The organism is Streptomyces odontotermitis, from assembly GCF_050510915.1.
Lineage (GTDB): Bacteria > Actinomycetota > Actinomycetes > Streptomycetales > Streptomycetaceae > Streptomyces.
The window spans coordinates 800,325-812,205 of sequence record NZ_JBNJLS010000001.1; the positions used below are offsets into that span (position 1 = coordinate 800,325).

The window sequence follows — 11,881 nt, forward strand, 5'->3', positions numbered from 1 at the left end:
TCGATGAACGCCACCGTCGAGCGCGACACCAGAGCCGACGTCCGCACCAAGCCGGGCCCCCAGGGCAAGACCGGTCCGAGGGGCGCCCTGCGCACGGCAGCCGCGGCCATAGAGGCGAAGACGCCCGCGCACCGCGACCGGGCCGTGGACGGACTCCGGGCGCTCGCCCTCCTCGCCGTGCCGATCGGGCACTGGATGCTCGGCGGCTTCACCCGCGACCCGGGCGGCGCCCTGCACAACACGAGTCCGCTCGCCTCGTTCGGCTTCTTCGCGCCCCTGAGTTGGGTGCTGCAGATGCTGGGGATCTTCTTCCTCGTCGGCGGGTACGCCGCCACGCTGTCGTACCGCAGGGCGACGGCGCGTGGTGAGTCCACGGGCCGCTGGCTGCGCGGGCGACTCGTCCGCCTCGGCCGTCCGGTGCTCGGCGTGACGGCGGTGTGGGCGGCACTGCTGCCGGTGCTCCACACACTGGGGGTGCCGGGCACGACGCTGCGGACCGCCTCGACGCTGGTGATACAACCCCTGTGGTTCGTGGGCGTGTACACGGTGATCACCGCGCTCACGCCCTGGTGCATCCGTGCGGCCCGGAGATTCGAGGGCTGGGCCGCCGCGCCCCTGCTGGGCTCGGTCGCCGTGGTCGACTTCCTGCGGTACGGCCCGTTCGCCGCCGCGATGCCCTCGTGGCTCAGCTTTCTGAATCTCCTGCCGGGCTGGCTGTTCGCCTACCAACTGGGCGTCAGCTGGGGCGAGAAGAGGCTCGGCAGGCGCGGCGCCTGGCTGCTGCTCGTCGGGGGCACGGCGCTGTTCGCGGCGCTGCTGCTCGTCTGCCACTACCCGGCGTCGATGGTCGGCGTCCCGGGCGAGGTCCGGACGAACTCGCATCCGCCGTCGCTCCTCGTCCTCGCCCTCGCGGCCGCACAGAGCGGGGCGGCGATCCTGCTGCGCGACCGGATCGGCCGGCTGTTGCGCAGGCCGCTGCTGTGGGCGCCGGTGGTCGTCATCAACCTGTCGGCGATGACGATCCTCTGCTGGCATCAGACGGCGCTGCTGGCCGCGGCCGTGCCGGGGGCGGTGTTCGGCGCGGTGCCGGGCCTGACCAGCGGCCCGGACACGCTCGGCTGGATACTCGCGCGGCTGCTCTGGCTCCCGGTCTTCGCGGGTCTGCTGATCCTGATAGGGCGGTACGCACGCGGCTTCGAGGGCCCTTGGAAGCGTGCGACGCACGCGCGGCGGGCGCTCGCCGCGCTGCTCGCCGCCGGGTTCGCGGTGTTCGCGCTGGGGCTTGCGTGACCAGCGTGTTCCGCGAGCCCGGCGGGTGGCTCCCGTCCGCTGTGCTACTCGCGTCCGGCCGAGGTGAACGTCATGTCGGCGTAGCGGTCGCCCGCGACCTGGGAGGCGATGGGGGCGAGCGCCGAGAGCTCGGCGTCGGTGAGCCGGATGCGCGTGGCCGCGGTGTTCTCCTCGACGCGGGTGCGCTTGCGGGTGCCGGGGATCGGGATGACCGGGAGCTGGTGGATGTCGGCCTGCTGCTGCACCCAGGCGAGGGCGATCTGGCCGAGGCTCGCTCCGTGCGCCTCGGCGACGGTGCGGACGGGGTCCAGGAGAGCCACGTTGGCGAGGGCGTTGTCGCCGGTGAAGCGGGGCTGCTGGCGGCGGAAGTCGTCCTGGCCGAGCTCCTTGTCGGCGCTGATGAACGAGCCCGTCAGGAAGCCACGGCCGAGCGGCGAGTACGGGACGAGGGCGACGCCCAGTTCGGCCGCGGCCGGTACGACGCCCCGCTCGATGTCGCGGCTGAAGAGCGACCACTCCGACTGGAGGGCGGCGATGGGGTGCACGGCGTGGGCGGCGCGCAGTTCGGAGCCGGTGACCTCGCTGAGGCCGAGGTGCTTGACCTTGCCCGCGGCGACGAGTTCGGCCATGACGCCGACCGTCTCCTCGATCGGCACCTTCGGGTCGCGGCGGTGCATGTAGTAGAGGTCGATGGCCTCGACGCCCAGGCGGCGCAGGCTGGCGTCGACGCAGGCGCGGATGTAGTCCGGGTCGTTCCTGATGATGCGCTTCGTCGAGTCGTCCGGGTCGATGGCGAGGGCGAACTTGGTGGCGAGGACGACCTCGTCGCGGTGGGCCTTGAGGAAGGGGGCGAGGAACTTCTCGTTCTCTCCGGCCGCGTAGGCGTCGGCGGTGTCGTAGAAGGTGACGCCGAGTTCCAGCGCGCGCTCCAGGGTGACGCGGGCCTCGTCGGCGTCCGTGGGGCCGTAGGCGAAGCTCATGCCCATGCAGCCGAGTCCCTGGACGCCGACTTCGGGGCCGCCCGCGCCGAGGCGTGCGGTGGGGATGGGGGCCGTCGCGTCCGTGGTGTTCCGCTCAGCGGTCATCGGTGGTCAGTGCCTCTCCGGTGCCTGCTCGGCGCCAGCGTAGATGTTGATCTTGTAGTCGAGCACGGCGAGCGCGTCCTGGAGTTCGGCGATCCGCGCGCGGACGTGGTGCCGGGTCTCTTCGAGGAGGCCGTGCCGTTCGGCGAAGTTGTCCGGGCCCTCGCGGACCAGCTCGGCGTAGCGGACCATGCCCGCCACGGGCATGCCGGTCAGCCGGAGCTTGCCGACGAGGGACAGCCAGTCGAGGTCACGGTTGCGGTAGCGGCGCTGGCCCGTGTGCGAGCGGTCGACGTGGGGCATGAGCCCGATCCGCTCGTACCAGCGCAGGGTGTGCGCGGTCAGACCGGTGTAGGCGACCACCTCGCTGATCGTGTAGTGGTCCTGCCCGTCCGGGCGCGGGTGCGGTGCGGGCTCCGCGGCGCAGGCGTCGACCGTGGTGGGCGTGGCCGGTCCCGGGGCGGGCGTGGCTGCTGCGAGGCTCTCCATCACCGTCATGACCGTCACGCTAGAGCCTTGGAGTGCACTCCAAGCAAGAGGGTTCGGGGAAATCGGGAGGACGTCTCACGGCCCGGTCACTACGGTGCCGACCATGAGCCACTCACGCGACACCACCCCGGTTCCCGTCCGGCGGGCCACGCCCGACGACGCCGAGGAGGTGCTCAGGCTGCGCCAGGTGATGATCGACTCGGTCTTCGCCGCGGACGGCTCCACGGACTGGCACGCGGAGTCGCTGACCACGGTGCGGCGCCGACTGGCCGACGGGGACGGGGAGTTCGTGGCGTTCGTGATCGACCATCCGCAGCGGCCCGGGGTCCTGGCGGCGCTGGTCGCGGGGACCGTCGAGTACCGCATCGGGCGCGCGGGCAACCCGCACGGCAAGCTCGGGCACGTGTTCAGCGTGGCGACCGATCCCGATCAGCGGCGGCGCGGATACGCACGGGCCTGCATGGAGGCGGTGCTCGACTGGTTTCGCGAGCAGGGGGTGCCCAGCATCGATCTGAACGCGTCGACCGAGGCGGAGCCGCTCTACGCCTCGCTCGGCTTCGTCCGCAAGCCCGACCCCTCGATGCGGCTGAACTTCTAAGGCTTAGGCTCGGGGACATGCAGAGCCTGGCGTTGATCGAGAACTGGCCGGTACCGACCGCGGCCGCCGCCGTCGTCCGCGCGGACGGAACCGTCGTCGGCAGCCGTGGACCCACGGGACAGCGGTTCGCCCTCGCCTCGGTGACCAAGCCGATCGCGGCGTACGCGGCGCTCGTCGCGTACGAGGAGGGTGCGATCGAGCTGGACGAGCCGGCCGGCCCCGAGGGGTCGACGGTCCGTCATCTGCTGGCACACACCAGCGGGCTCGCCTTCGACGAGCACCGGGTGATGTCGGAGCCGGGCACGCGGCGGCTGTACTCGAACGCCGGGTTCGAGGTGCTCGGGGATCACCTCGCCAAGGCGACGGACATCTCCTTCGCGGAGTATCTGCGCCAGGCGGTGCTCGAGCCGCTGGGGATGTCCTCGACCTCGCTGGAGGGCGGTGCGTCGCCCGCCAAGGACGGGGTGTCGAGCGTCGACGACCTGGTGCGGTTCGCGGCCGAGGTGCAGGCGCCCCGGCTGCTCGACCCGCGGACCGTGGCCGAGGCGATGTCGGTGGTGCACCCGGGCCTCAAGGGCGTGCTGCCGGGGTACGGGCACCAGAATCCGAACGACTGGGGGCTCGGCTTCGAGATCCGGGACTCCAAGTCGCCGCACTGGACGGGGAGTTCCTCGTCGCCGCGGACGTTCGGGCACTTCGGGCAGGCCGGGACGTTCCTGTGGATCGACCCGGACGCGGGGGCCGCGTGCGTGGCGCTCACGGACCGGGCGTTCGGGCCGTGGGCGGCCGAGGTGTGGCCTGCGTTCACCGACGCGGTGCTCGCCGAGCTGCGGGGCTGAGCCCCCGCCCCATCCCCAGACGCCCGGACCTCGGACCTCGGACCCACCGTCGGCCTCAGCCCGTCATCTCCCAGAGCAGCAGCTCCGCCGGGCCGCCGCCCGTCGCCACCGCCGCGAGGCCCTCGGCGTCGGTGATGCGGGCCGAGTCGCCGGGCTCAAGCAGGTCGCCGTCGAGCGAGGTGCCGAGCGCCACCGCGCCCCGCACCACGTGCGCATAGACGAAAGGGGCGTCGGGGAGCGCGGTGCGCTCGCCCGGGGCGAGGCGGCGGGGGTGCAGCAGGGCGCCCGCGGCCGGGACGGCGTACGGGGTGGAGTCGGCGATGCCGCGGACGATCTCGTAGTGCGGTTCGCCGCCGGGTGCGAGGGGGGACAGCCACATCTGGACGAAGGTCAACGGGCGGTCGCCGTCGTTGCGTTCGACGTGGCGGACGCCGCCGCCCGCGCTCAGCCGCTGCACGTCGCCGGGGCCGACCACCGACTCGTGCCCCTGTGAGTCGCGGTGCGTCAGCTCGCCCTCGACGACCCAGGTCACGATCTCGGTGTGGCTGTGCGGGTGCTCGTCGAAGCCCGCGCCGGGGGCGAGCCGCTCCTCGTTGCAGGCCAGGATCGCGCCGAAGCGGAGGTTGTCGGGGTCGTAGTACGGCCCGAAGGAGAAGGCGTGGAGGGACTCGATTCCGGCCGCCGTCTCGCCGCCGCGGTACCGGTCGCCGGAGCGACGTACTTCAATCACGCACCCCACGGTAGACCCGGCCCCGCACAGCACCGTCCGGATAAGGCAGTCTTGTCCCCGTGCCCGAACCCTCTGCGAACGAAGCCCACCAGGAGTCCACCCCGGACGGACCGGCAGCCCACCGCTCCGCCCACCCGCACGCCGCGACCCTGAAGCGCCTCGAGAAGTCGTCCGGCAGCCTCGCGGCGCAGGCCATCGCGCGCATGGACGAGACCCTGTCCTGGTACCGGGCCATGCCACCGGAGAACCGCTCCTGGATCGGCCTGGTCGCGCAGGCCGGTATCGCCGCCTTCACCGAGTGGTTCCGGCACCCGGACGCCCCCCAGGCGATCTCCACCGATGTCTTCGGCACCGCGCCCCGCGAGCTGACCAGGGCGATCACGCTGCGCCAGACCGTGGAGATGGTGCGTACGACGATCGAGGTCATGGAGTCCGCGATCGACGAGGTCGCGGCACCCGGTGACGAATCGGTGCTGCGCGAGGCGCTGCTCGTCTACGCCCGCGAGATCGCCTTCGCGACGGCGCAGGTGTACGCGCAGGCCGCCGAGGCCCGCGGCGCCTGGGACGCCCGGCTCGAGTCCCTGGTCGTCAACGCCGTGCTGTCGGGCGAGGCCGACGAGGGCGCCGTGTCCCGGGCCGCCGCACTCGGCTGGAACTCACCGGAGCATGTGTGCGTGGTGCTCGGCACCGCCCCGGACGGCGACAGCGAGCTGACCGTGGAGGCCATCCGCCGGGCCGCGCGCCACGCCAAGCTGCAGGTCCTGACGGGGGTGCTCGGCGACCGGCTCGTCGTCATCGCGGGCGGCAACGACAACCCGCTGCACGTCGCGAAGTCCCTGATCGGGCCGTATGCGGCCGGGCCCGTGGTGGCCGGGCCCATCGTTCCCGACCTGCTCGCCGCCACCCGGTCCGCGCAGGCCGCGGCCGCCGGGCTCAAGGCGTGCGCAGCCTGGCAGGACGCCCCGCGCCCGGTGCTCGCGGACGATCTCCTGCCGGAGCGCGCGATCGCCGGGGATCCCTCCGCCAGGGAACAGTTGGTGGAGGAGATCTACAGACCGCTGGAGGAGGCGGGCTCCGCGCTCCTGGAGACGCTCAGCGTGTACCTGGAGCAGGCGAGCAGCCTCGAAGGGGCGGCCCGGATGCTCTTTGTGCATCCCAATACCGTGCGCTACCGGCTTCGACGTGTGACTGACGTCACCGGATGGTCGCCGTCCGATGTGCGCTCCGCGTTCACGCTGCGGATCGCGCTGATCCTGGGACGTCTGGCCGACGGGGATCCCCAGCCGTAGCATTTTGTCGGGGACCTACAATTCCCCCAGCCGTTCTTCGTCCCTGTCCCCACGGGCGGGTCCCACCGCCCACAAGAGAGAGTGTGAGAGTGCTCGTACTCGTCGCTCCCGGCCAAGGCGCTCAGACGCCCGGCTTCCTGACCCCCTGGCTCGACCTCCCCGGCGCCGCCGACCGCCTCGCCGCGTGGTCCGACGCCATCGGTCTCGACCTCGCCCACTACGGCACGCAGGCCGACGCGGACGCCATCCGCGACACCGCCGTGGCCCAGCCCCTGCTGGTCGCCGCCGGTCTGCTCTCCGCCGGGGCACTCAGTGACACCCTCGCCGAGCACGCCCCGGGCGCCGTCGCCGGGCACAGCGTCGGCGAGATCACGGCCGCCGCGTGGGCCGGCGTACTCACGGACGACGCGGCCCTGGGACTCGTACGCAAGCGCGGTCTGGCCATGGCCGAGGCCGCCGCCGTCACGCAGACCGGCATGGCCGCGCTGCTCGGCGGCGACCCGGACGTCACCGTCCCGCACCTGGAGAAGCTCGGCCTGACCCCCGCGAACGTGAACGGCGCGGGCCAGATCGTCGCCGCCGGCACCGCCGAGCAGCTCGCCGCGCTGGTCGAGGACAAGCCCGAGGGCGTCCGCAAGGTCGTGCCGCTCAAGGTCGCGGGCGCGTTCCACACGCACCACATGGCCCCGGCCGTGGCGACCCTGGAGGCGGCGGCCAAGGAGCTCGCCCCCGCGGACCCGAAGCTCACCTACGTCTCGAACCGTGACGGCCGCGCCGTCGCGAGCGGTGCCGAGGTCGTGTCCCGCCTGGTCGGCCAGGTCGCCAGCCCGGTCCGCTGGGACCTGTGCATGGAGACCTTCCAGGAGATGGGCGTCACGGCGCTCATCGAGGTGTGCCCCGGCGGCACCCTGACCGGTCTCGCCAAGCGGGCCCTCAAGGGCGTCAAGACCCTCGCACTCAAGACCCCCGACGACCTCGACGCCGCCCGCGCGCTCATCGCCGAGACCGCCGAGGCATCCGACGACGCATCCGCCGCCGCCGCGGCGGGAGCCTGACAAGGAGCCGGAAGCATGGCGAAGATCAAGCCCAGCCAGGGCGCCCCGTACGCCCGGATCATGGGCGTCGGCGGCTACCGGCCGACCCGGGTCGTGCCGAACGAGGTGATCCTCGAGACGATCGACTCGTCCGACGAGTGGATCCGCTCCCGCTCCGGCATCGAGACCCGCCACTGGGCCTCGGACGAGGAGACCGTCGCGGCGATGTCCGTCGAGGCGTCCGGCAAGGCGATCGCGGACGCGGGCATCACGCCCGAGCAGATCGGTGCCGTGATCGTCTCGACCGTCTCGCACTTCAAGCAGACCCCGGCGATCGCCACCGAGATCGCGGACAAGATCGGCGCGGGCAAGCCCGCCGCCTTCGACATCTCCGCCGGCTGCGCGGGCTTCGGCTACGGCCTGACCCTCGCCAAGGGCATGGTCGTCGAGGGCTCCGCCGAGTACGTCCTGGTGATCGGCGTCGAGCGGCTCTCGGACCTCACGGACCTGCACGACCGTGCGACGGCCTTCCTGTTCGGTGACGGCGCGGGCGCCGTCGTCGTCGGCCCCGCCAAGGAGCCGCGGATCGGCCCGACCGTCTGGGGCTCGGAGGGCGACAAGTCCGAGACGATCAAGCAGACCGAGTCCTGGGAGGCGTTCCGCAACGGCGGCGCTCCCGACAAGTTCCCTGCCATTACGCAGGAGGGCCAGGCGGTGTTCCGCTGGGCCGTGTTCGAGATGGCGAAGGTCGCCCAGCAGGCGCTGGACGCGGCCGGAATCACCGCGGACGACCTGGATGTCTTCATCCCGCACCAGGCCAACGAGCGGATCATCGACTCGATGGTGAAGACTCTGAAACTGCCGGAACACGTCACGGTCGCCCGCGACGTGCGCACCACCGGTAACACCTCGGCCGCCTCGATCCCGCTCGCCATGGAGCGGCTCCTGGCGACCGGCGAGGCGAGGAGCGGCGACACAGCGCTGGTCATCGGCTTCGGGGCGGGTCTCGTGTACGCCGCCACGGTCGTTACCCTCCCCTAGGCATCAGTTCGGATCACCCGATCCGGACGGAAGCCATCACAACCCTCTCGATACATACCGAAGGAGCGCCAACATGGCCGCCACTCAGGAAGAGATCGTCGCCGGTCTCGCCGAGATCGTGAACGAGATCGCCGGGATCCCCGTTGAGGACGTCCAGCTGGACAAGTCCTTCACCGACGACCTGGACGTCGACTCGCTGTCCATGGTCGAGGTCGTCGTCGCCGCCGAAGAGCGCTTCGACGTCAAGATCCCCGACGACGACGTCAAGAACCTCAAGACGGTCGGCGACGCCACGAAGTACATCCTCGACCACCAGGCCTGAGCCACTTTCCCGTAAGGGAACGCCGGCCGAGCCAGCCGCCACCCGGCGGTGGCGCCGCCTCATCCGCACGCTCTCTAACCGTGGAGAAAGAATTCCAGTGAACTCGACCAATCACACTGTGGTCGTCACCGGTATCGGCGCAACCACACCGCTGGGTGGCGACGCAGCCTCGACCTGGGAGGGCCTGATCGCCGGCCGCTCCGGCATCAGCCTCCTCGAGCAGGAGTGGGCCGCCGAGCTGCCCGTGCGCATCGCCGGCCAGATCGCCGTCGAGCCGACGGAGACCATCCCGCGTCCGCAGGCCCGCAAGCTGGACCGCTCGGCCCAGTTCGCGCTCGTCGCCGCCTACGAGGCGTGGAAGGACGCGGGCTTCGAGGGCAAGGCGGGCGAGGAGACGGCCGTCGACCCCGACCGCCTCGGCGCGGTCATCGCCTCCGGCATCGGCGGCGTGACGACCCTCCTCGACCAGTACGACGTGCTCAAGGAGAAGGGCGTACGCCGCGTCTCCCCGCACACCGTGCCGATGCTCATGCCCAACTCCCCCGCCGCCAACGTCGGCATCGAGCTGAACGCCCGCGCCGGTGTGCACACTCCGGTCTCGGCGTGCGCGTCGGGCGCGGAGGCCATCGGCTACGCGATCGAGATGATCCGCACCGGCCGTGCGGACGTCGTGGTCGCGGGCGGCACGGAGGCGGCCATCCACCCGCTGCCGATCGTCGCGTTCGGCAACATGATGGCGATGTCCAAGAACAACGACGACCCGCAGGGCGCCTCGCGTCCCTACGACGTCGACCGCAACGGCTTCGTCCTCGGCGAGGGCGCGGGCGTGGTCGTCCTGGAGTCCGAGGAGCACGCCAAGGCCCGCGGCGCCAAGATCTACGCGGAGGCCATCGGCCAGGGCATCTCGGCCGACGCCCACCACATCACGCAGCCCGAGCCGACCGGCACCGGAATCGCGGCGGCCGTGCAGCACCTGCTGGACAACACGGGCCTCAAGCCCGCCGAGATCGTGCACGCCAACGCGCACGCGACCTCGACCCCGCAGGGCGACATCGGTGAGATCCGCGCGCTGCGCAAGGTCCTCGGTGACGACCTCGACCACGTCGCGATCTCCGCGACGAAGTCGATGACCGGTCACCTCCTGGGCGGCGCGGGCGGCATCGAGACCGTCGCCACGGTCCTCGCCCTGAAGAACCGCATCGCTCCGCCGACGATCAACATCGACAACCTCGACCCCGAGGCCGACGCCGACATCGTCCGGGGCGAGGCGCGAGCTCTGCCCGAGGGCACCATCGCGGCGCTGAACGACTCGTTCGGCTTCGGCGGACACAACGTGGTGCTCGCCTTCCGCAGCGTCTGACGGCGCACCAGCAGTACGTAAGCGAAAGGGCCCCCACCATCCGGTGGGGGCCCTTTCGCACGGGTCAGACCACTTGGTGCAGCCACCGCACCGGCGCGCCCTCTCCCGCGTACCGGAAGGGCTCCAGTTCGTCGTCCCAGGGCTTGCCGAGGAGCTTGGCGAGCTCGGCCTCCAGGACGCTCTCGCCCTGCTGGGCGCGGGTGAGCGCGGCGCGGAGGCGGTCCTCGGGGATCAGGATGTCGCCGTGGATGCCGGTGACGGCGTGGAAGATGCCGAGTTCGGGCGTGGCGCTGTAGCGCTCGCCCTCGGCGGTGGCGCAGGGCTCGGCCGTGACCTCGAAGCGCAGCAGGTGCCAGCCGCGCAGCGCGGAGGCGAGCTTGGAGGCCGTGCCCACCGAGCCCTGCCAGGAGAACTCGGATCTCCAGGTGCCCGGCGCCGCGGGCTGCCGGATCCAGTCAAGGCTGACGCGCGCGCCGAGTACGCCCGCGACTGCCCATTCGACGTGCGGGCACAGCGCGCGGGGCGCGGAGTGCACGTACAGAACTCCACGTGTCGTCACCGGGACCTCCAGTGTGGGTCGAGGTTCGCCTTCCCCAGCGGCCTCGCGCCCGTGCCGAGCAATTGTTCCCAGATACTAGATAAACACTAGAAAAAAGGGACAGATGTGACGTGATGTAATTTAGCGGAACCAGGTAAGCGGGGTGCCACTGGGTGGCGAGGCTACCGTGCGGCGGGACAAGGAGTGTGACGTACCGTCGGTCCGATGGCCCGGAATCGCCCAGGTTTCACTCGCAGGGACCGCATGGCCACGGGGTGTACGACACCATGGCCGTGCGGCGATGTCGAGGTTGTCGACAGAGGGGACGGTAGGGGATGCGGAACCTGCGGTACCGCGTGCGCGGCGTCATCACCACCGTGACGGCTGCGCTGCTCGGCGCCGGGGCGCTCACCGCGTGTGACGCCACCGGCGACAACTCCCCCGGCCCCCAAGGTTCCTCGGCCCACCGGCCGTCCCCCAAGCCCACCCCGACGTGGGACACGAGCCCGCGCTCCGTCGCCGCCGTCGGCGACTCCATCACGCGCGGCTTCGACGCCTGCTCGGTGCTCTCCGACTGCCCCGAGGTGTCCTGGGCCACCGGCTCGGACGCCGGGGTGAAGAGCCTCGCCGTGCGGCTGCTCGGCAAGGATCGGGCGGCGAAGCACAGTTGGAACTACGCGCGCACCGGCGCCCGCATGTCGGATCTGACCGGGCAGGTCGAACAGGCCGCCGCCAAGCGGCCCGAGCTGCTCACGGTGATGGCGGGCGCCAACGACGCGTGCCGGTCCTCCGCCGACCAGATGACCTCCGTCTCCGAGTTCCGCGCCGACTTCGAGGATGCGCTGCGGGCGCTGCGCCGCGAGCTGCCCAAGACGCAGGTGTACGTGGCGTCGGTGCCGGACCTGAAGCGGCTCTGGTCGCAGGGGCGCGCCAACCCGCTGGGCAAGCAGGTGTGGAAGCTGGGCATCTGCTCCTCGATGCTGGCCGACGCGGACGCGATGGACGCCAAGGCGACGCAGCGCAGGGCCTCCGTGCAGGACCGGGTGGTCGCGTACAACGAGGTCCTCAAGGACGTCTGCGCCAAGGACAAGCGCTGCCGTTACGACGGCGGGGCGGTCTTCGACTACCGCTTCGACGGCGATCAGTTGAGCCACTGGGACTGGTTCCACCCCAGCAAGGACGGCCAGTCGCGGCTCGCGGCGCTCGCGTACCGGGGGATCACCGCGAAGGAGCCCCTCGCTTAGGCTGCCCGGCTCGTTCCTCGCATAG

Annotated in this window: 13 protein-coding genes; 9 read left to right on the forward strand and 4 right to left on the reverse strand. The window is 71.6% G+C overall.

What is annotated here, in order from left to right; genetic code table 11:
• Positions 1 to 3: 3 nt before the first annotated feature.
• On the forward strand, positions 4 to 1,290 hold the full coding sequence (locus tag ACQB60_RS03720; protein WP_496924328.1) for an acyltransferase family protein: 1,287 nt from the start codon (positions 4 to 6) through the stop codon (positions 1,288 to 1,290).
• Between the two features lie 44 nt (positions 1,291 to 1,334).
• On the opposite strand, the gene ACQB60_RS03725 is transcribed toward ACQB60_RS03720, so the two are convergent.
• On the reverse strand, positions 1,335 to 2,375 hold the full coding sequence (locus tag ACQB60_RS03725) for an aldo/keto reductase (protein WP_496924329.1): 1,041 nt from the start codon (positions 2,373 to 2,375) through the stop codon (positions 1,335 to 1,337).
• 6 nt (positions 2,376 to 2,381) lie between these two features.
• Complete coding sequence (locus ACQB60_RS03730) at positions 2,382 to 2,870, reverse strand: MerR family transcriptional regulator (protein WP_496924330.1); 489 nt, start codon at positions 2,868 to 2,870, stop codon at positions 2,382 to 2,384.
• Positions 2,871 to 2,964: 94 nt separating this feature from the next.
• Between ACQB60_RS03730 and ACQB60_RS03735 the strand changes: the two genes are divergently transcribed.
• Together ACQB60_RS03735 and ACQB60_RS03740 are read left to right on the forward strand one after the other, a co-directional pair.
• A complete protein-coding gene (locus ACQB60_RS03735) occupies positions 2,965 to 3,459 on the forward strand; it encodes a GNAT family N-acetyltransferase (protein ID WP_496924331.1) in 495 nt (164 codons plus the stop codon).
• Between the two features lie 17 nt (positions 3,460 to 3,476).
• The gene (locus ACQB60_RS03740) at positions 3,477 to 4,298 is read left to right on the forward strand and encodes a serine hydrolase domain-containing protein (protein ID WP_496924332.1); all 822 of its coding nucleotides are present in this window, start codon (positions 3,477 to 3,479) and stop codon (positions 4,296 to 4,298) included.
• 55 nt (positions 4,299 to 4,353) lie between these two features.
• On the opposite strand, the gene ACQB60_RS03745 is transcribed toward ACQB60_RS03740, so the two are convergent.
• Positions 4,354 to 5,028 (reverse strand): pirin family protein, encoded by a 675-nt coding sequence (locus ACQB60_RS03745; protein WP_496924333.1) that lies wholly within the window; start codon positions 5,026 to 5,028, stop codon positions 4,354 to 4,356.
• 59 nt (positions 5,029 to 5,087) lie between these two features.
• On the opposite strand from ACQB60_RS03745, the gene ACQB60_RS03750 reads away from it, so the two are divergent.
• From ACQB60_RS03750 to fabF, 5 genes are all read left to right on the forward strand, one after another.
• Entirely contained in the window at positions 5,088 to 6,317 is a 1,230-nt protein-coding gene (locus ACQB60_RS03750) for a PucR family transcriptional regulator (RefSeq protein WP_384830973.1), read from the forward strand.
• Between the two features lie 89 nt (positions 6,318 to 6,406).
• Positions 6,407 to 7,372 (forward strand): ACP S-malonyltransferase, encoded by a 966-nt coding sequence (locus tag ACQB60_RS03755; protein ID WP_496924334.1) that lies wholly within the window; start codon positions 6,407 to 6,409, stop codon positions 7,370 to 7,372.
• Between the two features lie 15 nt (positions 7,373 to 7,387).
• Positions 7,388 to 8,392 (forward strand): ketoacyl-ACP synthase III, encoded by a 1,005-nt coding sequence (locus tag ACQB60_RS03760; protein WP_496924335.1) that lies wholly within the window; start codon positions 7,388 to 7,390, stop codon positions 8,390 to 8,392.
• A gap of 73 nt (positions 8,393 to 8,465) precedes the next feature.
• Positions 8,466 to 8,714, forward strand: coding sequence for an acyl carrier protein (locus ACQB60_RS03765; protein ID WP_103834200.1), 249 nt, complete (start codon positions 8,466 to 8,468; stop codon positions 8,712 to 8,714).
• Positions 8,715 to 8,811: 97 nt separating this feature from the next.
• Positions 8,812 to 10,074: a beta-ketoacyl-ACP synthase II gene (gene fabF / locus ACQB60_RS03770; RefSeq protein WP_496924336.1), complete on the forward strand. Its 1,263-nt coding sequence runs from the start codon at positions 8,812 to 8,814 to the stop codon at positions 10,072 to 10,074.
• Positions 10,075 to 10,138: 64 nt separating this feature from the next.
• On the opposite strand, the gene ACQB60_RS03775 is transcribed toward fabF, so the two are convergent.
• On the reverse strand, positions 10,139 to 10,633 hold the full coding sequence (locus tag ACQB60_RS03775; protein ID WP_384830986.1) for a DUF3145 domain-containing protein: 495 nt from the start codon (positions 10,631 to 10,633) through the stop codon (positions 10,139 to 10,141).
• A gap of 314 nt (positions 10,634 to 10,947) precedes the next feature.
• On the opposite strand from ACQB60_RS03775, the gene ACQB60_RS03780 reads away from it, so the two are divergent.
• Positions 10,948 to 11,856, forward strand: a complete 909-nt coding sequence (locus tag ACQB60_RS03780) for an SGNH/GDSL hydrolase family protein (RefSeq protein ID WP_496924337.1) — start codon at positions 10,948 to 10,950, stop codon at positions 11,854 to 11,856.
• Positions 11,857 to 11,881 lie beyond the last annotated feature (25 nt).

Bases quoted from the DNA above. Each gene is read 5' to 3' on its own strand.
- ACQB60_RS03735 (WP_496924331.1), top strand. From the start codon at position 2,965: ATGAGCCACTCACGCGACACCACCCCGGTTCCCGTCCGGCGGGCCACG.
- ACQB60_RS03760 (WP_496924335.1), top strand. From the start codon at position 7,388: ATGGCGAAGATCAAGCCCAGCCAGGGCGCCCCGTACGCCCGGATCATG.
- ACQB60_RS03725 (WP_496924329.1), bottom strand. From the start codon at position 2,375: ATGACCGCTGAGCGGAACACCACGGACGCGACGGCCCCCATCCCCACC.
- ACQB60_RS03720 (WP_496924328.1), top strand. From the start codon at position 4: ATGAACGCCACCGTCGAGCGCGACACCAGAGCCGACGTCCGCACCAAG.
- ACQB60_RS03780 (WP_496924337.1), top strand. From the start codon at position 10,948: ATGCGGAACCTGCGGTACCGCGTGCGCGGCGTCATCACCACCGTGACG.
- ACQB60_RS03730 (WP_496924330.1), bottom strand. From the start codon at position 2,870: ATGACGGTGATGGAGAGCCTCGCAGCAGCCACGCCCGCCCCGGGACCG.
- ACQB60_RS03740 (WP_496924332.1), top strand. From the start codon at position 3,477: ATGCAGAGCCTGGCGTTGATCGAGAACTGGCCGGTACCGACCGCGGCC.
- ACQB60_RS03765 (WP_103834200.1), top strand. From the start codon at position 8,466: ATGGCCGCCACTCAGGAAGAGATCGTCGCCGGTCTCGCCGAGATCGTG.